The following is a 17,495-nucleotide window of genomic DNA, read 5'->3' as shown; positions in this document are numbered from 1 at the left end:
ATCGGTCCGTTGACATGGATCAATGGGCGCGGGCCGGCCGGCTCCTACAGTTTTTTCCAGGCGACGCCCCCCGGCGCCGCACCGCTTCCCGCCCGTCCCGTCGGGTGCCTTCACGCCCTGCCGCCATGCCCGTCCCTTCTCCGATCCCCGTGCCGGCCGCCGATGCCCAGGCCGCCGCCCTCGACATGCAGGCGCGCGCCACCGTGGCCCGCCTGACCGGTGCGCTGTCGCCCATGGCCGGGCTGCTGGCCGCCTTCGACTGGGCCGCGCACCTGGCGGCCTCGCCGGGCAAGCAGCTGGCGCTGGGCCAGTTGGCGGTGCGGCAGGCCCAGGCCCTGACCCGGGAATGGGCGCCCGCCACCCCCGACGCCTTCGCCGCGCCCGACCGGCGCTTTCGCGCGCCGGCCTGGCAGCACGCGCCCTTCAAGGCCTGGCAGCAGGCCTTCCTGGCCGGCCAGCAGTGGTGGGACGCGGCCACGCACGGCGTGCTCGGCGTGGAGCGGCACCACGAGGACCTGGTCGCCTTCAGCGCCCGCCAGTGGCTGGACCTGCTCTCGCCCGGCAACATTCCGTGGACCAATCCCGAGGTGATCGAGGCCACGCTGCGCGAAGGCGGCGCCAACCTGATGCGCGGGCTGCACAACTGGATGGAGGACGCCGGCCGCCAGGCCACCGGCGCACCGCCTGCCGGAACCGACCAGTTCCGCGTCGGCCACGAAGTGGCGATCACCCCCGGCAAGGTGGTGCTGCGCAATGGGCTGATCGAGCTGATCCAGTACGCACCCGCCACGCCCACCGTGCACCCGGAGCCGGTGCTGCTGGTGCCGGCGTGGATCATGAAGTACTACATCCTCGACCTCACGCCCGAGGAATCGCTGGTGCGCTACCTGGTGGCGCAGGGCCACACGGTGTTCTGCATCTCCTGGAAGAACCCCGGCGAGGCCGAGCGCGACCGGGGCATGGACGACTACCTGCAGCTCGGCCTGCATGCCGCGCTCGACGCCGTGCAGGCCCTGTGCCCGCGCCGCAAGGTGCATGCCGCCGGCTACTGCCTGGGCGGCACGCTGCTGGCCATCGGCGCCGCGGCCATGGCCCGCGACGGCGACGACCGGCTGGCCAGCACCACCTACTTCGCCGCGCAGACCGACTTCTCCGAGCCGGGCGAGCTGGGCCTGTTCATCGACGAGAGCCAGCTCAGCCTGCTCGAAGCGCAGATGCAGCAGAAGGGCTACCTCACCGCCCAGCAGATGGCCGGCGCCTTCAGCATGCTGCGCAGCTACGACCTGCTGTGGTCGCGCATGGTGGGCGACTACCTGCTGGGCCACCGCGCGCCGATGAATGCGCTGATGGCCTGGAATGCCGACGCCACCCGCATGCCCGCACGCATGCATTCCGAGTACCTGCGCCGGCTCTTCCTGGACGACGACCTGAGCGAAGGCCGCTTTCCGGTCGACGGCCGGCCGGTCAGCCTGGGCAGCCTGCGCCTGCCCACCTTCATGGTGGGCACCGTCACCGACCATGTGGCGCCCTGGCGCTCGGTGCACAAGCTGCACTTCCTCTGCCCGGCGGAGATCACCTTCGCCCTCACCACCGGCGGTCACAACGCCGGCATCGTGAACCCGCCCGCGCCCGACAGCCGGCGCAGCCACCGGTTGCTCACCCGGCCGGCCGATGGCCCCTACCTGGCGCCCGACGACTGGCTGGCCGCGGCGCCGACGCATGCGGGCTCGTGGTGGCCGGCTTGGCAGCAATGGCTGGCCGCCCACTCTGGCGCACCCATCAAGCCGCCGCGCATGGGGACAGCCCTGGCCGATGCGCCCGGCACCTACGTCCTGGAGCGATGACATGAACGCCGATCTCTTCTCCCTTCACGGCCGCAAGGGCCTGGTGGTGGGCATTGCCAACGCGCACAGCATCGCCTGGGGATGTGCGCAGGCCTTCCATGACGCCGGCGCCGAACTGGCCGTGACCTGGTTCAACGACAAGGCCCAGCCCTTCGTCGAGCCGCTCGCGCAGCAGGTGCATGCCTCCATCGGGCTGCCGCTGGATGTGGAGCAGCCCGGCCAGCTCGAAGCCGTGTTCGCCGCCATCGGCCGCCAGTGGGGACGGCTGGACTTCGTGCTGCACTCCATCGCCTTCGCGCCCAAGAGCGACCTGCACGGCCGCATGGCCGACTGCTCGCGCGAGGGCTTCGCGCGGGCCATGGACATCTCCTGCCATTCCTTCGTGCGCATGGCGCGCCTGGCCGAGCCGCTGATGCACCGCGGCGGCAGCCTGCTGACGATGAGCTATGTGGGCGCCGAGGAGGTGATTCCCGACTACGGCGTGATGGGCCCGGTCAAGGCCGCGCTGGAGAGCAGCACCCGCTACCTGGCCACCGAGCTCGGGCCCAAGGGCATCCGCGTCAACGCCATCTCGCCGGGGCCGCTGGCCACGCGGGCGGCGTCGGGCATTCCCAACTTCGAGGCCCTGCTCGACGACGCCCGCCGGCGCGCCCCGCTGCGCCGGCTGGTGGACATCGCCGAGGTCGGCGCCACCGCCGCCTTCCTGGTCAGCGATGCGGCACGCGCCATCACCGGCAGCACGCTGTACGTGGATGGCGGCTACCACGTGCTCGGATGACCATGCCCCGCCCAATCGCCCCGCTGCTGCTCGTCGCGCTCATTGCGGCCGGCTGCGCGCCCATGATCCCGCCCCTGGCCCTGCCAGCGTCGCCGGTGCCTGCCCGATTCCAGGACGCCGCGCCCGTGGCGGCCGTGCCCGCGGCCGCGGCGGACCTGGACTGGTCGCAGGCCTTTCCCGATGCCGAACTGCAGACGCTGACCGCCCAAGCCCTCGCGCACAACCGCGATCTGCGCACCGCCGCCCTGCGCGTGCAGGAGGCCCGCGCGGCCTGGGGCATCCAGCAGGCCGCGCTGCTGCCCAGCGTGGGACTGGCCTCCGACGCCAGCCGCAGCCGCGTGCCGGCCGACCTCAACGTCACCGGCAGGTCCATCATCTCCAGCCAGTACCAGGTGGGCCTCGGCCTCTCGGCCTGGGAGCTGGACCTGTGGGGCCGCCTGCGCAGCCTGGACGAGGCCGCGCTGCAGGCCTGGCTGGCCAGCGACGAGGCGCGCCGCGGCCTGACGCTGTCGCTGGTGACGCAGGTCGCCCAGGGCTGGCTGGCCCTGCGCGAGACCGACGAGCGCCTGGCGCTGGCCCGCGAGGCCATCGCCAGCCGCAACGAATCGCTGCGCATCTTCAGCCGCCGCTTCGACGTCGGCGCCTCCTCGCGGCTGGAGCTGGAGCAGGTGCGCGTCCTCGCCACCCAGGCACGGGCGCTGGGCGCGCAGCTCGAACAGCAGCGCGCGCAGCAGGTCAATGCCCTCGCCCTGCTGACCGGTGTGCCCGTGGACCTGCCGCCGCGCAACCAGCCGCTGGCCGATGCCATGGTGGCCGACGTGGCCCCGGGCCTGCCCTCGGGCATGCTGGCCGCGCGGCCCGACATCGCCGCCGCCGAACACCGCCTGCGCCAGGCCAACGCCAACATCGGCGCGGCCCGGGCCGCCTTCTTTCCGCAGTTGACGCTGACCACCAGCCTGGGCACCGCCAGCGCCGCGCTCGACGGGCTGTTCGAGCCCGGCAGCCGCGCCTGGACCTTCGCGCCCAGCCTGTCGCTGCCGCTGTTCACCGCCGGCCGGCTGCGCGCCAACCTGCAGTTGTCCGAGGTGCGGCGCGACATCGCCGTGGCCGACTACGAGAAGACCATCCAGGGCGCCTTCCGCGAGGTGGCCGATGCGCTGGCCGCCCGCCAGTGGCTGGCCGACCAGCTGGGCATCCAGAAGGAGGCGCTGGCCGCGCAGGCCGAACGTGCCCGCCTGGCCCGGCTGCGCTACGACGCCGGCTCGGCCGCCTTCCTCGAAGTGCTGGACGCGCAGCGCGACCTGCTCTCGGCCCAGCAGCAGCGGGTGCAGACACAGCGTGCGCTGCTCGCCGCCCGCGTCTCGCTCTATGCCGCCCTGGGCGGCGGCGCCCGCACCGTGGCCGCCACGCCCATCGCGACCTCTTCCTCCCCCTCCTCTTCCCAGCCATGAAGCCCACGAGCACAAAGCGCCTTCTCATCGTCCTGGCCGTGGCGCTGGCCGCAGGCGGCGCCTGGTACTGGCAGGCCGGCCGCGACAAGGGCTTCGGGCCGGGCTTCGCCAGTGGCAACGGCCGCATCGAGGCCACCGACGTGGACGTGGCCACCAAGCAGGCCGGCCGGGTGCGCGACATCCTGGTCGACGAAGGCGCCTTCGTGAAGGCCGGTCAGCCGCTGGCCACCATGGACGTCGAATCGCTCGACGCCCAGCGCGCCGAGGCCCAGGCCCGGCTGCAGCAGGCCGAGACGGGCGTGGCGGCCGCCGAATCGCAGGTGGCCATGCGCGAGAGCGACCGGCAGTCCGCGCTGGCGCTGGTGGTCCAGCGCGAGAGCGAACTGGACGCCGCCCAGCGCCGTGCCCGCCGCTCCGAGGTGCTGTCCGCCGAGGGTGCCGCCTCGATGCAGGAGACCGACGACGACCGCGCCCGCACCCGCAACGCCCAGGCCGCCCTCGGCGCCGCGCGCGCGCAGGCCCAGGCCAGCCAGGCCGCGGTGCAGGCTGCCGCCGCGCAGGTCACCGGCGCCCGCGCGGCCGTGGGCGCCGCGCGTGCCACGCTGGCGCGCATCGAGGCCGACATCGCCGACAGCCAGCTCACCGCGCCGCGCGACGGCCGCGTGCAGTTCCGCGTGGCGCAGCCGGGCGAGGTGCTGGGCGCGGGCGGCAAGGTGCTCAACCTGGTGGACCTGTCGGACGTCTACATGACCTTCTTCCTGCCCGAGACCGCCGCCGGCCGCGTGGCCCTGGGCAGCGAGGCGCGCATCCTGCTCGACGCCGCACCGGGCTTCGTGATCCCGGCGCGCATCCGCTTCGTCGACGCCACGGCCCAGTTCACGCCCAAGACGGTGGAGACGGCGAGCGAGCGGCAGAAGCTCATGTTCCGCGTCAAGGCCAGCATCGACAAGGCGCTGCTGCTGCAGCACATGGAGCAGGTCAAGACCGGCCTGCCCGGCGTGGCCTGGGTGCGGCTGGATCCGCAGGCCGAATGGCCCGCCCAGTTGGCCGTGAAGACCTCGCGCTGAGCCGCCCATGACCGACTCGCGCCCGCCCGTCGTCCGCCTGCAGAAGCTGCGCCTGGACTATGGCCCGACCCATGCACTGCAGGACGTGGACCTGGAGGTGCCGGCCGGCTGCATGGTCGGCCTGATCGGGCCCGATGGCGTGGGCAAGTCCAGCCTGCTGTCGCTGGTGGCCGGCGCCCGTGCGCTGCAGCAGGGTCGGCTGGAGGTGCTGGGCGGCGACATGGCCGACCGGCGCCACCGCGAGGCCGTGTGCCCACGCATCGCCTACATGCCGCAGGGGCTGGGCCGCAACCTGTACCCCACGCTGTCGGTGGAAGAGAACCTGCAGTTCTTCGCCCGCCTGTTTGGCCATGCGGGCCCAGAGCGCCGCCGGCGCATCGACGAACTCACGCGCAGCACCGGGCTGCAGCCCTTCCTGGCGCGGCCGGCGGGCAAGCTCTCGGGCGGCATGAAGCAGAAGCTGGGCCTGTGCTGCGCGCTCATCCACGACCCCGACCTGCTGATCCTGGACGAGCCCACCACCGGCGTCGATCCGCTGGCGCGCGCGCAGTTCTGGGCCCTGATCGCGCGCATCCGCCAGGGCCGTCCGCAGATGAGCGTGATGGTGGCCACCGCCTACATGGACGAGGCCCAGCGCTTCGACTGGCTGGTGGCCATGGACGACGGCCGCGTGCTGGCCACCGGCACGCCGCAGGCGCTGCTGGCACGTACCGGCGCGGCCACGCTGGAGCAGGCCTTCATCCAACTGCTGCCCGAGGAGAAGAAGCGCGACTGGGCGCCGGTGCAGATCCCGCCACTCGAAGCGGGCGACGACGACATCGCCATCGAGGCCGAGGGCCTGACCATGCGCTTCGGCGACTTCACGGCGGTGGACCACGTGAGCCTGCGCATCCGCCGCGGCGAGATCTTCGGCTTCCTGGGCAGCAACGGCTGCGGCAAATCCACCACCATGAAGATGCTCACCGGCCTGCTGCCCGCCAGCGAAGGCCGGGCCTGGCTGTTCGGCAACGAGGTGGACCCGCGCGACATCGACACCCGGCAGCGCGTGGGCTACATGTCGCAGGCCTTCTCGCTGTACGGCGAACTGACCGTGCGGCAGAACCTGGTGCTGCATGCGCGGCTGTTCCACGTGCCCGCGGCCGAACAGGATGCGCGCGTGCAGGAGATGCTGGATCGCTTCGGCCTGCAGCAGGTGCAGGACAGCCTGCCCGAAAGCCTGCCGCTGGGCATGCGCCAGCGCCTGTCGCTGGCCGTGGCCATGGTGCACCGGCCCGAACTGCTGATCCTGGATGAGCCCACCTCGGGCGTGGACCCGATCGCGCGCGACAACTTCTGGCGCCTGCTGGTGACCCTGTCGCGCCGCGACAAGGTGACCATCTTCATCTCCACCCACTTCATGAACGAGGCCGAGCGCTGCGACCGCATGTCGATGATGCATGCCGGCCGCGTGCTGGACAGCGACGCCCCCGCGGCCCTGGTGGCGCGCCGCGGCGCCGCCAGCCTGGAGGAGGCCTTCATCGGCTACCTGGTGGACGCAGGCGGCGGCACGCCCGACCAGGCGGCGGACGAGGCGCCCGCCGCCCCGGCCACCTCGGCTTCTGCGCCGCCCCCGCGCCCCGCCGCCTTCAGCCTGCAGCGCCTGTGGAGCTACCTGTGGCGCGAGGCGCTGGAGCTGCAGCGCGACCCGGTACGCGCCACCATGGCGCTGCTGGGCTCGCTGGTGCTGATGGTCGTGATGGGCTACGGCATCAACATGGACGTGGACAACCTGCGCTATGCCGTGCTCGACCGCGACCAGAGCACGCTCAGCCAGAGCTATGTGCTGGACCTGGCGGGCTCGCGCTACTTCACCGAGCAGCCGCCGCTGCGCGACGACGCCGACATGGACCGGCGGCTGCGCAGCGGCGACATCTCGCTGGCCATCGAGATCCCCTCAGGCTTCGGCCGCGACGTGCTGGGCGGCCGCGACGTGCAGGTGGGCGCGTGGATCGACGGCGCCATGCCCACGCGGGCGGACACGCTGCAAGGTTATGTGCAGGGCATCCACCAGTACTGGCTCGTCGAGCAGCTGCGCGCGCGCACCGGCACGGCGCCGGTGGCCGCCGTGCAGGTGCAGTCGCGCTACCGCTACAACCCCGACGTGCGCAGCCTGCCGGCCATGGTGCCGGCCATCATCCCCATGCTGCTGCTGATGCTGCCAGCCATGCTGACGGCGCTGGCGGTGGTGCGCGAGAAGGAACTGGGTTCCATCGTCAACCTCTACGTCACGCCGGTCACGCGCATCGAGTTCCTGCTGGGCAAGCAGCTGCCCTACGTGCTGCTGGCCATGCTGAACTTCCTGCTCATGTGCCTGCTCGCCGTCACGCTGTTCGGCGTGCCCTTCACCGGCAGCTTTGCCACGCTGGCCGTGGCGGCGCTGCTGTTCAGCGTCATCGCCACCGGCATGGGCCTGCTGGCCTCGGCTGTCACCCGCAGCCAGATCGCGGCCATGTTCTTCGCCATGATCGGCACGCTGATCCCGGCGACGCAGTTCTCGGGGCTGACGGATCCGGTCTCGTCGCTGCAGGGCGTGGGCCGCTGGGTGGGGCAGATCTACCCGGCCACGCACATGTTCACCATCAGCCGCGGCGTGTTCAGCAAGGCGCTGGGCTTCGGCGACCTGCAGCAGGCCTTCGTGCCGCTGCTGATAGCGGCGCCGTTGATCGTGATGGCGTCGGTCGCGCTGCTGCGCAAGCAGGAGGCTTGAGACGCCATGGTCGCCACCGCTCCCATCCCCCAAGCCACCGCCGCGCCGACCAGGCGCCGCACCGCCATCGCGCGCCGCCTGGCCAACATCCTGCGCCTGGGCGTCAAGGAGCTGTGGAGCCTGTGGCGCGACCCGACCATGCTGGTGCTGATCGTCTACACCTTCTCGGTGGCGGTCTACACGGGCGCCACGGCCATCCCCGAGACGCTGCACAACGCGCCCATCGCCATCGTGGACGAGGACCAGTCGCCGCTGTCGCAGCGCATCGTCTCGGCCTTCCAGCCGCCCTACTTCTCGGCGCCGGTGGCCATCGGCCAGGCGCAGATGGACGCGGGCATGGACGCGGGCCGCTACACCTTCGCGCTGGTCATCCCCACCGGCTTCCAGCGCGACGTGCTGGCGGGCCGGCGGGCCGAGGTGCAGCTCAACGTGGACGCCACCCGCATGAGCCAGGCCTTCTCGGGCAACGGCGCCGTGCAGCAGATCGTGACCGAGCAGGTCAACGACTTTTTGCGCCGCTACCGCGCCACCACCACGCTGCCGGTGGACCTGGCGCTGCGCGCCCGCTTCAACCCGGCGCTGGAAAAGGCGTGGTTCGGCGGGCTGATGCAGATCATCAACAACGTGACCATGCTGGCCATCGTGCTCACCGGCGCGGCGCTGATCCGTGAGCGCGAGCACGGCACCATCGAGCACCTGCTGGTGATGCCGGTCACACCCACCGAGATCATGCTGGCCAAGGTGTGGTCCATGGGCGTGGTGGTGCTGGTGGCCGCGGCGGCCTCGCTGCAGTTCGTGGTGCAGGGCCTGCTCGGCGTGCCGGTGGAGGGCTCGGTGCCGCTGTTCCTGGCCGGCACGGCGCTGCACCTGTTCTCGACCACCGCCATGGGCATCTTCATGGCCACCGTGGCGCGCTCGATGCCGCAGTTCGGGCTGCTGCTGATGCTCACGCTGCTGCCGCTGCAGATGCTCTCGGGCACGGTCACCCCGCGCGAGAGCATGCCCGCGCTGGTTCAGGACCTGATGCTCGCCGCGCCGAACACGCACTATGTCGAGCTGAGCCAGGCCATCCTGTACCGCGGCGCCGGCATCGACGTGGTGTGGCCTTCCTTCGCGGCCCTGTTCGTCATCGGACTCGTGCTCTTCGTCATGGCGCTCTCGCGTTTTCGGCGCACCATCAGTCAGATGGCCTGAACGTCCCTGTTTTTCATCGCAAGGAGATTCCCATGCATGACGCCCCTGTCACCCCCCTGCCCGTGGCACTGGCCACGGCCAACACCGCGCTGGCCCTGCGCACCTTCGCCCTGCTGCAGCAGGCCGGGCGCGAGGCCTGGGAGCGCCGACTGCGGCTGTTCTCCGACACCGAGGAAGACGCGGTCTCCCAGGTGGGCCATGCGGCCAACACGGGCGACTGGCCGGCGCTCGGCACCTGGCCCGCCGACCTGCTCTGGCGCGGCACGCAGCGCAACCTGGAGGCGTGGCGCACGCTGGTGCAGGGCGGCCTGGCCAGCCAGACCGAGCTGGCCCAGGGCCTGCGCGAAGCCTGGGCGCAGTGGCAGAAGAGCACGGCCGAGGCCCTGGCCCCGCAGGGCAAGCCCAAGGAGAGCCCATGAGCGCCGAGCCGGCCGAGGCACCTCTGGCGCTGGTGCGCAACCGCACCTTCGACGAGATCGCCGTGGGCGACAGCGCCAGCCTGCAGCGCACGCTGACGGCGCAGGACATCCAGCTCTTCGCCGTGCTCTCTGGCGACGTCAACCCGCAGCACCTGGACGCGGAGTTCGCGGCCTCCACCCGCTTCCATGGCGTGATCGCCCACGGCATGTGGGGCGGCGCCCTGATCTCCGCCGTGCTCGGCACGCGGCTGCCCGGGCCGGGCACCGTGTACCTGGGCCAGACACTGCGCTTCCTGCGGCCGGTGCGGGTGGGCGACACGCTGACCATCCGCGTCACCGTCGCCACCCGCGACGCCACGAAGAAGCGCCTCACCCTCGACTGCCGCTGCACCAACCAGGCCGGCGAGGACGTGATCGAGGGCGAGGCCACCGTGCTCGCGCCCACCGAGAAGATCGAGCGCCCCGCCGCCACCCTGCCCGAAGTGCGGCTGCATGCGGCCGGCGACGGCCTGCCGCGTCTGCTGGCCCATGTGAAGCCGCTGGGCGCCATCCGCGTGGCGGTGGTGCACCCCTGCGACGGGCTGAGCCTGGGCGGCGCGCTGGATGCCCGCGCGGCCGGCCTGATCGAGCCGGTACTGGTGGGACCGCGCGCGAAGATCGAGGCCGCGGCCCTGGCCGCCGGGCTCGACCTCACCGGCATCGCCATCGAGGACGTGCCGCACAGCCATGCCGCCGCCGCGCGCGCCGCTGCCCTGGCCGGTGCGCACGAGGTCGAGGCGCTCATGAAGGGCAGCCTGCACACCGACGAACTGATGGCCGCGGTGCTCGACGCCGCCGCTGGCCTGCGCACCGGCCGGCGCCTGTCGCACTGCTTCCTGATGCAGACGCCAGCCTATCCGCGGCCCTTCATCGTGACCGATGCGGCCATCAACATCGCGCCCGGCCTGGAAGAGAAGGCCGACATCGTGCGCAACGCCATCGCCCTGGCCCAGGCCGTGGGCGTGGCCACGCCGCGGGTGGCGCTGCTGGCGGCGGTGGAGACGGTCAACCCGCGCATGGCCGCGACGCTGGACGCCGCCGCCCTCTGCAAGATGGCCGAGCGCGGCCAGATCACCGGCGGCGTGCTGGACGGTCCGCTGGCCTTCGACAACGCGGTCTCGGCCGCGGCGGCGCGCATCAAGGGCATCGAATCGCCCGTCGCGGGCCAGGCCGATGTGCTCGTGGTGCCCGACCTGGAAAGCGGCAACATGCTGGCCAAGCAGCTCGAATACATGGGCGACGCGGCCAGCGCCGGCATCGTGATGGGCGCGCGCGTGCCCATCGTGCTGACCAGCCGGGCGGACACCCGGGCCGCGCGCATCGCCTCCTGCGCCATCGCGGTGTTGCTGGCCCACCGCTGGCGCACCACGCCGCCGTGAACCTCGGAGCGAGCCCGACATGAACACTCATCCGCCCCGCAGAGCCCATGCGCCGCAGACCAAGCCGGAGATGGCCCCGTGAACGGGACCGCCACCGCCTTCATCCTGGTGCTGAACTGCGGCTCGTCCAGCATCAAGTTCGCCCTTTTCGCCGCCGGTGACGGCGAGCCGCCGCGGCGCCCGGCCTGGAACGGCAAGGTGCAGGACATCGGCGGCCCGGCGCCCGACATCGGCGCCAGCGACCTGCCCGTGACCCCGCTGGCGCTGTCGGCCGAGCAGCCCTACCACGACGCCCTGGCCCGCATCCGCGACGAGGTGCTGCGCTGGCTGGCCGGCCGGCCGCTGGCCGCCGTGGCCCACCGCGTGGTGCATGGCGGCAGCCGCCACTTCGCGCCGGTGCGCGTCGATGCGCAGGTGCTGGCCGAGCTGCGCAGCTACATCCCGCTCGCGCCACTGCACCAGCCCTTCGCACTGGAGGCCATGGAGATCCTGCTGGCCGAGCGGCCGACGCTGCCGCAGATCGCCTGCTTCGACACCGCCTTCCACCACACGCTGCCGCAGGTGGAGCGGATGCTGCCGCTGTCGTGGGAGGCCTGGGAGCGCGGGCTGCGGCGCTACGGCTTCCATGGCCTCTCGTACGAATACATCGCCATCGCCCTGGCCGAGCGGCACGGCCGTGCGCCGGCCGAGGCCGCCCGCACCATCGTCGCCCACCTGGGCAGCGGCGCCAGCCTGTGCGCCATGCAGGGCCTGCGCAGCGTCGCCACCACCATGGGCTTCTCGGCCCTGGACGGGCTGATGATGGGCACGCGCACCGGCGCGCTCGACCCCGGCGCCGTGCTCTACCTGATGGAGATCGAGCGGCTGAGCCTGCAGCAGGTGGGCCACGCGCTCTACCACCAGTCGGGGCTGCTGGGCATCTCGGGCCTGTCGGGCGATCCGCGCGTGCTGCTCGCCCGCGAGGCCGAGGACAGCCCCGAGGGCGAACGCGCCCGCGCTGCGCTGGCCCTCTACGTGCGCCGCATCGTGCGCGAGATCGGGGCGCTGGTGGCCGTGCTGGGCGGGCTGGACCGGCTGGTCTTCACCGCCGGCATCGGCGAGCACAACGCCGTGCTGCGCGCGCGGGTGTGCGCGGCGCTGGGCTGGCTGGGGCTGGAACTGGACGAGCCGGCCAACCAGGCCGACCGGTCCCGAATCTCCACCACCGCCAGCCGGGTCGACGTGGGCGTGGAGCCCACCAACGAGGAATGGATCGCGGCGCGCCATGCGGCGGCGCTCATGACCCCCTGAACACCAAGGAAGAGGACCTTCTCCATGTACCACCGTCTCCTGGTTCCCCTCGATGGCAGCGCCACCGCCGCGCTGGCGCTGGACGAGGCCGCGCAGCTCGCGCGCCTGGCTGGCGCCACCGTCGTGCTGCTGCATGTGGTCGACGCCATGGACCACATCACGGGCTTCGAGCCCCCGCTGGTGCACATCCAGGAGGTGCGGCCCACCTTCCTGCGCAACGGCCAGGCGTTGCTGGACGCTGCGCGGCAAACACTCGAAGCCCAGGGCATCGCGGCGGAGACCGTGCTGGTCGAAAGCCGGGGCGAACGTGTGTCGCAGCTGATCGCAGACCAGGCCAGCCAGTCCGGCTGCGACCTCATCGTGCTGGGCACCCATGGCCGCCGCGGCGTGAACCGCCTGCTGCTGGGCAGCGACGCCGAGCAGGTCGCCCGCATCGCGGCGATGCCGGTGATGCTGGTGCGCCCGCGGGCTGCGACCAAGGCAGCAGCGACGGGCAGTTGAGTGCGATGCTCTGAGGGCCTCAGAACTGTCACAAACTCTTTCCAGAATCCCGGGCTTTGTCCTCGCCCGAGATTCCCATGGTCCCCGCACCGAACCTCCGTCTCCGCACCCTCGTCCTTGCCGTCGCCAGTGCCGCCGCCCTCATGGCCTGCGGCGGGGGCAACGGCAGCAATATCAGCTTCACGCCCGTCACGAGCGCCGCCCCGTCGGGCAGCAGCACCGCCACCGAGACGGTCACCGTCCCGGCCGAGCCTGCCGGCCTGGGCCAGGCCGACACGGCCCCGGTGCCCAGCGCCGTCGCCTATGTGGACACCGGCGCCACCAATCAGCGCGACAACCCCTGCAACGTCACCCTGGCCACCAATGCAGGCGCTCGCGTGCTGCAGGGCTTCCTGGACATCTGGACGCCCAGTTCGCTCATGGTCGACGCGGGCGTCACCCTGGCCGCGGCCAACGGCTGTCCGGCCGTGACGCCATCGACCTGGAGCGGCATCCCCGGCGACAGCACCGACGGCACGGTGAAGAACGCCGCCGTCCACGCCGCCAACATCAACTACGTCAAGACCGCCACGCAGGCCCGCACCACGGCCCAGGGCCTGGCCGCCTACATGGACGACCGCCGCGGCAAGGGCTACAGCGTGAGCGACGGCATGGGCCCGCTCACCAGCGCCTGGCGCGCCGGCACGCAGCAGACCACCACCATCACGGCCGTCGACCCCAACACGGCGCTGAGCCCCGCAGTGAGCGACGGCGGCAACAACGTCGGCGTGGGCAGCGCGGGCGGCAATGCCAACCTGGGCCTGGCGGTGGACTTCATCAACGGCCTGGCCGCCGGCTCCACCGAACCGCCCAAGCGCTTCTACAAGTACGCCCGCCCCTGGCGCTGGAGCAGCGACGTGAAGGTGGTGCCCGCGCTCGAGTCGGCCAAGAGCACCACACCGGCCACCGACGGCGGCTTCCCCAGCGGCCACACGGCCGAGGCCTGGCGCGACACGCTGGCCATGGCGTACCTGGTGCCGCAGCGCTACCAGGAGCTGGTGGCCCGGGCGATGGAAATGGGCGAGAACCGCATCCTGGCCGGCATGCATTCGCCGCTTGACGTGATGGGCGGCCGCGTGCACGCCACGGCCGTGGTGGCCTACAACCTCTCCAGCGTGGCCAGCTACACGCCCGCCGTGAAGAAGGCCGCCTACGACCAGGCCCAGGCCTGGCTGCGCACGCAAAGTGGCAGCGCCGACTTCAATGCGCTGAACACCTACGCGCACACGCCGCGCACCCAGGACAGCACGCAGCCCGACTTCGATCGCTTCAGCGACAGCGCAGCCTGGCGCAAGACCTACCTGCAGCGCCTGACCTACGGCCTGGACCGCACCGGCGCCGCCGGCCAGACCGCCACCGTGCCCAAGGGCGCCGAGGTGCTGCTGGAAACGCGCCTGCCCTACCTGAGCGCCGACCAGCGCCGCGTGGTGCTCAAGAGCACCGCCATCGACTCGGGCTATCCGCTGGGCAACGACGGCGAAGGCTGGGGCCGCCTGAACCTCTTCGCCGCCGCAGACGGCTACGGCCGCTTCGACGGCGACGTGGCCGTCACGCTGGACGCCAGCCTGGGCGGCTTCAACGCCATCGACCGCTGGCGCAACGACATCGCCGGCGCGGGCAAGCTGACCAAGCTGGGCACGGGCCAGCTGCGCCTGTCGGGCAACAACGGCTACACCGGCGGCACCGTGCTGGCCGCGGGCGTGCTGGGCGCCGACTCGGCCACCGCGCTGGGCGGCGGCGATGTGTTCGTCAAGGGCGGCACGCTGGAGAGCACCGTCGCCGCTGCGCCGCTGACGCTGGCGGGCCGCTACACGCAGACCGCCGGCACGCTGAGCGTGGTGGCGGGCGCCAACGGTGCCGGCCTGCTGAAGGTGGGCGGCAATGCCGTGATCGCCGGTGGCGATCTGGCAGTGCGCTTCGCCAGCGGCTACACGCCGAAGGTGGGCGACACCCTCACCGTGATCCAGGCCGCCGGCCGCCAGGGCCGCTTCGGCAACGTGACGGTGCAGGGCTTCGGCAAGGTCAGCGTGAGCTACACGGCCACGGCCGTGCTGGTGCGCATCGACAGTATCTGAGTCAACACCCCCCATGCCGCTTCGCGGCTCCCCCCCTCTCTGGCGCCTTCGGCTTGGAGGGGGGCGCACCCAGAGGCCTGGCGAAGCCAGTTCCTCGGGTGCCCTGGCATGGCCTGCTCCGCGGCCGTCTGATGCCCTGCGCGCCACCGGCTTCACGCGATGCGCTTGGCACTCCACGTCATGAAGAGCGGGGTGTGGGCCTTTCCGCGATTACCAGTCGCCGCCGTTGCGGTTGGGGCCCAGCTGCAGCCCGTCGATGCCGGCCACCGGCCAGGCGCCGATCGCGTGGCAGGCATGGCCCGGCGCGACCAACGGTCCGCGCCGGGGCACGCCGTCGGCCGCGCGCACCAGCACCTCGACGGAATCCGCCGCGCGGCCACAGCTCACATCGATGCGATGCAGGCCCGGCGCGTCCACCGGCAGGTCGATCTCCCAGAAGCCCGGTGCGCTCGCGCGCATGGGCTGCGGGGTGGCATCGTCCAGCGTGGCCATCATGGGCGCGTCGGCAGCGCCGAAGCGCCGCGCCACCACGCGCACCACGCCCGGACGCGGCACCTGACGGGGCTGCGAGGCCCGTGTGACCAGCCGCAGATCGCAGGGCGCGACGATCTGCACATGCGGCCAGCATGCGCCCAGTGGCCGGAAGCGCCAGCTCGGCACGCCGTCGTGCACACACACCACCGAAAACCCGGGCATGCCGCCGCCCTCCTCGATCTGGGCCGTCGAGCGCGTGGCCCCATAGACCACCGCGCCATCGTTGAGCAGCTCGTTGTAATGGGTGTGGCCCGTGTCGACGAAGGGCACACGTGCATCGGCGAAGAGCTGCGCCAGCGCCTCGCCATCGGCGGCCAGGTCGCCGGGATAGCAGTGCATGAACACCAGCGGCAGCTCGCCCGCCGCCTCGGCCAATGCCAGCTGGCGCGCGATGCGGTGGCGGTGGTGCGAATTGAGCCGGAAGTCCGGCCCCCCCGCGCCGCTGCCGACCACGTCCACGAAGATGCAGCGGTGGCCGGCGATCACCTCGTGCTCCGGCCGCTGCGCCGGCGCGAAGGCGGCCTCGTAGGCGGCCAGGCTGCCGCCCTCGAAGTCATGGTCGCCCGGGATCACGCGCCAGGACAGCGCCAGCGGGGCCAGCGCCTCGGTGATGGCGGCGTACTGTGCGGGCGTCGCATGGTTGGCGTTGTCGCCGGGCAGATAGACGAAGTCGGCCTCGCGCGCATGGGCGTTGAGCTCCTCCACGATGGCCTGCAGCCGCGGCCGGGCGGCCCAGCCGTCGGCCTCGTCCATGTGCAGGTCGCCGATGTGGATCCAGGCGATGGAAGGCGGAAACGCAGTCGAATCCTTCATGACGAAGCAGCTCCCAATGCAGGCTCTCCGGCCCGCGGTTCACACACGCCGGCGCAGGCCGGACGCAACATCGAAGCAAACCCGACCCACAGCGCCAACGAGGCCAGGGCGAAGCCACCCAGCACATAGAAGGCGACCTGGTAGCCGAACAGCTGGGCCAGCCAGCCGCCGATGGCGGGCGACAGGCTGGCGCCGAGCCCCTGCACGGTCATCACGGCGCCCTGACCCACGTTGACGCGGCCGGTGCCATCGAGCAGGCAGGCCACCAGACCCGGCACCGCCACGCTCTGCAGGCCGGCGCCGATTCCATCGAGCGCCTGCACGGGCCAAACGCCCCAGCTGTCGATCACGCTGCCGGCGATGAGGCCGCGCAGCGGCAGCGAGGCGAAGGAGACCAGCATCACCAGCCAATAGCCCCGCGTGGCCGACAGCCGCATGGCCGCCAGGGCGGTGGCGATCATCACGGCCTGCGCCACCACCACCGTGAGGGCCGTGAACATGGCCGGGTTGCCCTTGCCCGCGCCGACCACCGCCAGGCCATACAGCGGCAGCATGGCGCCATTGCCCAAATGGAAGCAGGCCAGCGCCGCGGCCAGGATCAGCAACGGCCGGTTTTGCAGCAGCGTTCGCAAACCCTGCGCCTGGCTGTCGTCGGCCGCGGCGGCCTTGCCGTCGTGCGGCCCTTCGAGCCCGCGCGCGGCCCGGTGGTCGATGGTGCGCTCGGGAATGGCCAGCACCGAGGCGATGGCGAAGACGCCGAACAGCGCCGCCAGAAAGAAGATCGCCGGCATGCCGTATCGAAAGCCCAGCCACCCCGACAGGGCCGCGCCCACCATGTTGCCGGCATGGTTCCAGGCCTGATTGCGCCCGTTCTGCGCGTTGAAGCCGCGCTGGCGCACCACCCCCAGCGTGATGCCGGCCACCGCCGGGCCGATGGCCGCACCGGCGATGGCCGTCGCCACCTGGCTCACGGTGACCACCAGGCCGGCCTGGGACCACAGGATCAGGAAAGAGGCCAGCACCGTGCAGATGCCGGTGATCACCACCACCCAGCGCTTGCGCGCCGTGTGGTCGATGAAGGCGCCCGCCGGCACCGTCATGAGCATGCCGGCCACGCCGCCGGCCGTCATCACCGAGCCGATGGCGCCCGGCTGCCAGCCGCGTTGCTGCAGGAAGACGCCGAGGAAGGGCCCGATGCCGGCCTGCATGTCGGCCATGAAGAAGTTGAGCGCGCACAGCGCGCGCGTGGCGCGGCGCTTGTCCCCGCCCGACGCATCCCCGACGGCTGCATTCGCGGAAGCCGCGAGGGTGGGCGAGCTGCTCATC

At 72.1% G+C, this 17,495-nt stretch carries 13 protein-coding genes; 11 read left to right on the top strand and 2 right to left on the bottom strand.

Annotated features, from left to right (window positions below):
* Positions 1-125 precede the first annotated feature (125 nt).
* The 11 genes from DFR41_RS17880 to DFR41_RS17830 all read left to right on the top strand — a co-directional run bounded on the left by DFR41_RS17880 (position 126) and on the right by DFR41_RS17830 (position 14,822).
* Positions 126-1,844, top strand: coding sequence for a PHA/PHB synthase family protein (locus DFR41_RS17880; RefSeq protein ID WP_114803722.1), 1,719 nt, complete (start codon positions 126-128; stop codon positions 1,842-1,844).
* A 1-nt stretch (position 1,845) separates the two neighbouring features.
* Positions 1,846-2,622 (top strand): enoyl-ACP reductase FabI, encoded by a 777-nt coding sequence (gene fabI, locus DFR41_RS17875; RefSeq protein WP_114803721.1) that lies wholly within the window; start codon positions 1,846-1,848, stop codon positions 2,620-2,622.
* The gene (locus tag DFR41_RS17870; protein WP_211322620.1) at positions 2,619-4,073 is read left to right on the top strand and encodes an efflux transporter outer membrane subunit; all 1,455 of its coding nucleotides are present in this window, start codon (positions 2,619-2,621) and stop codon (positions 4,071-4,073) included. The genes fabI and DFR41_RS17870 overlap by 4 nt, the downstream gene beginning before the upstream one ends.
* The gene (locus DFR41_RS17865; RefSeq protein WP_114803720.1) at positions 4,070-5,140 is read left to right on the top strand and encodes an HlyD family secretion protein; all 1,071 of its coding nucleotides are present in this window, start codon (positions 4,070-4,072) and stop codon (positions 5,138-5,140) included. Before DFR41_RS17870 ends, DFR41_RS17865 begins: the two co-directional genes overlap by 4 nt.
* Before the next feature lie 7 nt (positions 5,141-5,147).
* On the top strand, positions 5,148-7,886 hold the full coding sequence (rbbA, locus tag DFR41_RS17860) for a ribosome-associated ATPase/putative transporter RbbA (RefSeq protein WP_114803719.1): 2,739 nt from the start codon (positions 5,148-5,150) through the stop codon (positions 7,884-7,886).
* 66 nt (positions 7,887-7,952) lie between these two features.
* Positions 7,953-9,080 carry an ABC transporter permease gene (locus DFR41_RS17855; protein WP_425326711.1) on the top strand — a complete coding sequence of 376 codons (1,128 nt, stop codon included), beginning with the start codon at positions 7,953-7,955 and terminating at the stop codon, positions 9,078-9,080.
* Positions 9,081-9,112: 32 nt separating this feature from the next.
* Complete coding sequence (locus tag DFR41_RS17850) at positions 9,113-9,499, top strand: hypothetical protein (RefSeq protein ID WP_017757808.1); 387 nt, start codon at positions 9,113-9,115, stop codon at positions 9,497-9,499.
* On the top strand, positions 9,496-10,917 hold the full coding sequence (locus tag DFR41_RS17845; RefSeq protein ID WP_114803717.1) for a bifunctional enoyl-CoA hydratase/phosphate acetyltransferase: 1,422 nt from the start codon (positions 9,496-9,498) through the stop codon (positions 10,915-10,917). The genes DFR41_RS17850 and DFR41_RS17845 overlap by 4 nt, the downstream gene beginning before the upstream one ends.
* A gap of 78 nt (positions 10,918-10,995) precedes the next feature.
* The gene (locus DFR41_RS17840; RefSeq protein WP_114803716.1) at positions 10,996-12,207 is read left to right on the top strand and encodes an acetate/propionate family kinase; all 1,212 of its coding nucleotides are present in this window, start codon (positions 10,996-10,998) and stop codon (positions 12,205-12,207) included.
* A 24-nt stretch (positions 12,208-12,231) separates the two neighbouring features.
* Positions 12,232-12,708 carry a universal stress protein gene (locus DFR41_RS17835; protein ID WP_017762022.1) on the top strand — a complete coding sequence of 159 codons (477 nt, stop codon included), beginning with the start codon at positions 12,232-12,234 and terminating at the stop codon, positions 12,706-12,708.
* A gap of 77 nt (positions 12,709-12,785) precedes the next feature.
* Entirely contained in the window at positions 12,786-14,822 is a 2,037-nt protein-coding gene (locus tag DFR41_RS17830) for an acid phosphatase (protein WP_114803715.1), read from the top strand.
* Between the two features lie 210 nt (positions 14,823-15,032).
* Here the strand turns inward: DFR41_RS17830 and DFR41_RS17825 are convergent, their stop codons facing one another.
* Positions 15,033-16,169, bottom strand: a complete 1,137-nt coding sequence (locus DFR41_RS17825) for a metallophosphoesterase family protein (RefSeq protein WP_114803714.1) — start codon at positions 16,167-16,169, stop codon at positions 15,033-15,035.
* Positions 16,166-17,494, bottom strand: coding sequence for an MFS transporter (locus tag DFR41_RS17820; protein ID WP_114803713.1), 1,329 nt, complete (start codon positions 17,492-17,494; stop codon positions 16,166-16,168). Before DFR41_RS17820 ends, DFR41_RS17825 begins: the two co-directional genes overlap by 4 nt.
* Between the last annotated feature and the right edge of the window lies 1 nt (position 17,495).

Source organism: Pseudacidovorax intermedius, assembly GCF_003350475.1.
GTDB lineage: Bacteria > Pseudomonadota > Gammaproteobacteria > Burkholderiales > Burkholderiaceae_C > Xenophilus > Xenophilus intermedius.
Note: the sequence above shows the minus strand (reverse complement) of the source record. Positions and strands in the feature narration are given on the sequence as shown.

Excerpts from the sequence above, each read along its gene's own strand:
- DFR41_RS17880 (WP_114803722.1), top strand. The coding sequence starts at position 126 with ATGCCCGTCCCTTCTCCGATCCCCGTGCCGGCCGCCGATGCCCAGGCC.
- fabI (WP_114803721.1), top strand. The coding sequence starts at position 1,846 with ATGAACGCCGATCTCTTCTCCCTTCACGGCCGCAAGGGCCTGGTGGTG.
- DFR41_RS17870 (WP_211322620.1), top strand. The coding sequence starts at position 2,619 with ATGACCATGCCCCGCCCAATCGCCCCGCTGCTGCTCGTCGCGCTCATT.
- DFR41_RS17865 (WP_114803720.1), top strand. The coding sequence starts at position 4,070 with ATGAAGCCCACGAGCACAAAGCGCCTTCTCATCGTCCTGGCCGTGGCG.
- rbbA (WP_114803719.1), top strand. The coding sequence starts at position 5,148 with ATGACCGACTCGCGCCCGCCCGTCGTCCGCCTGCAGAAGCTGCGCCTG.
- DFR41_RS17850 (WP_017757808.1), top strand. The coding sequence starts at position 9,113 with ATGCATGACGCCCCTGTCACCCCCCTGCCCGTGGCACTGGCCACGGCC.
- DFR41_RS17845 (WP_114803717.1), top strand. The coding sequence starts at position 9,496 with ATGAGCGCCGAGCCGGCCGAGGCACCTCTGGCGCTGGTGCGCAACCGC.
- DFR41_RS17835 (WP_017762022.1), top strand. The coding sequence starts at position 12,232 with ATGTACCACCGTCTCCTGGTTCCCCTCGATGGCAGCGCCACCGCCGCG.
- DFR41_RS17830 (WP_114803715.1), top strand. The coding sequence starts at position 12,786 with ATGGTCCCCGCACCGAACCTCCGTCTCCGCACCCTCGTCCTTGCCGTC.
- DFR41_RS17825 (WP_114803714.1), bottom strand. The coding sequence starts at position 16,169 with ATGAAGGATTCGACTGCGTTTCCGCCTTCCATCGCCTGGATCCACATC.
- DFR41_RS17820 (WP_114803713.1), bottom strand. The coding sequence starts at position 17,494 with ATGAGCAGCTCGCCCACCCTCGCGGCTTCCGCGAATGCAGCCGTCGGG.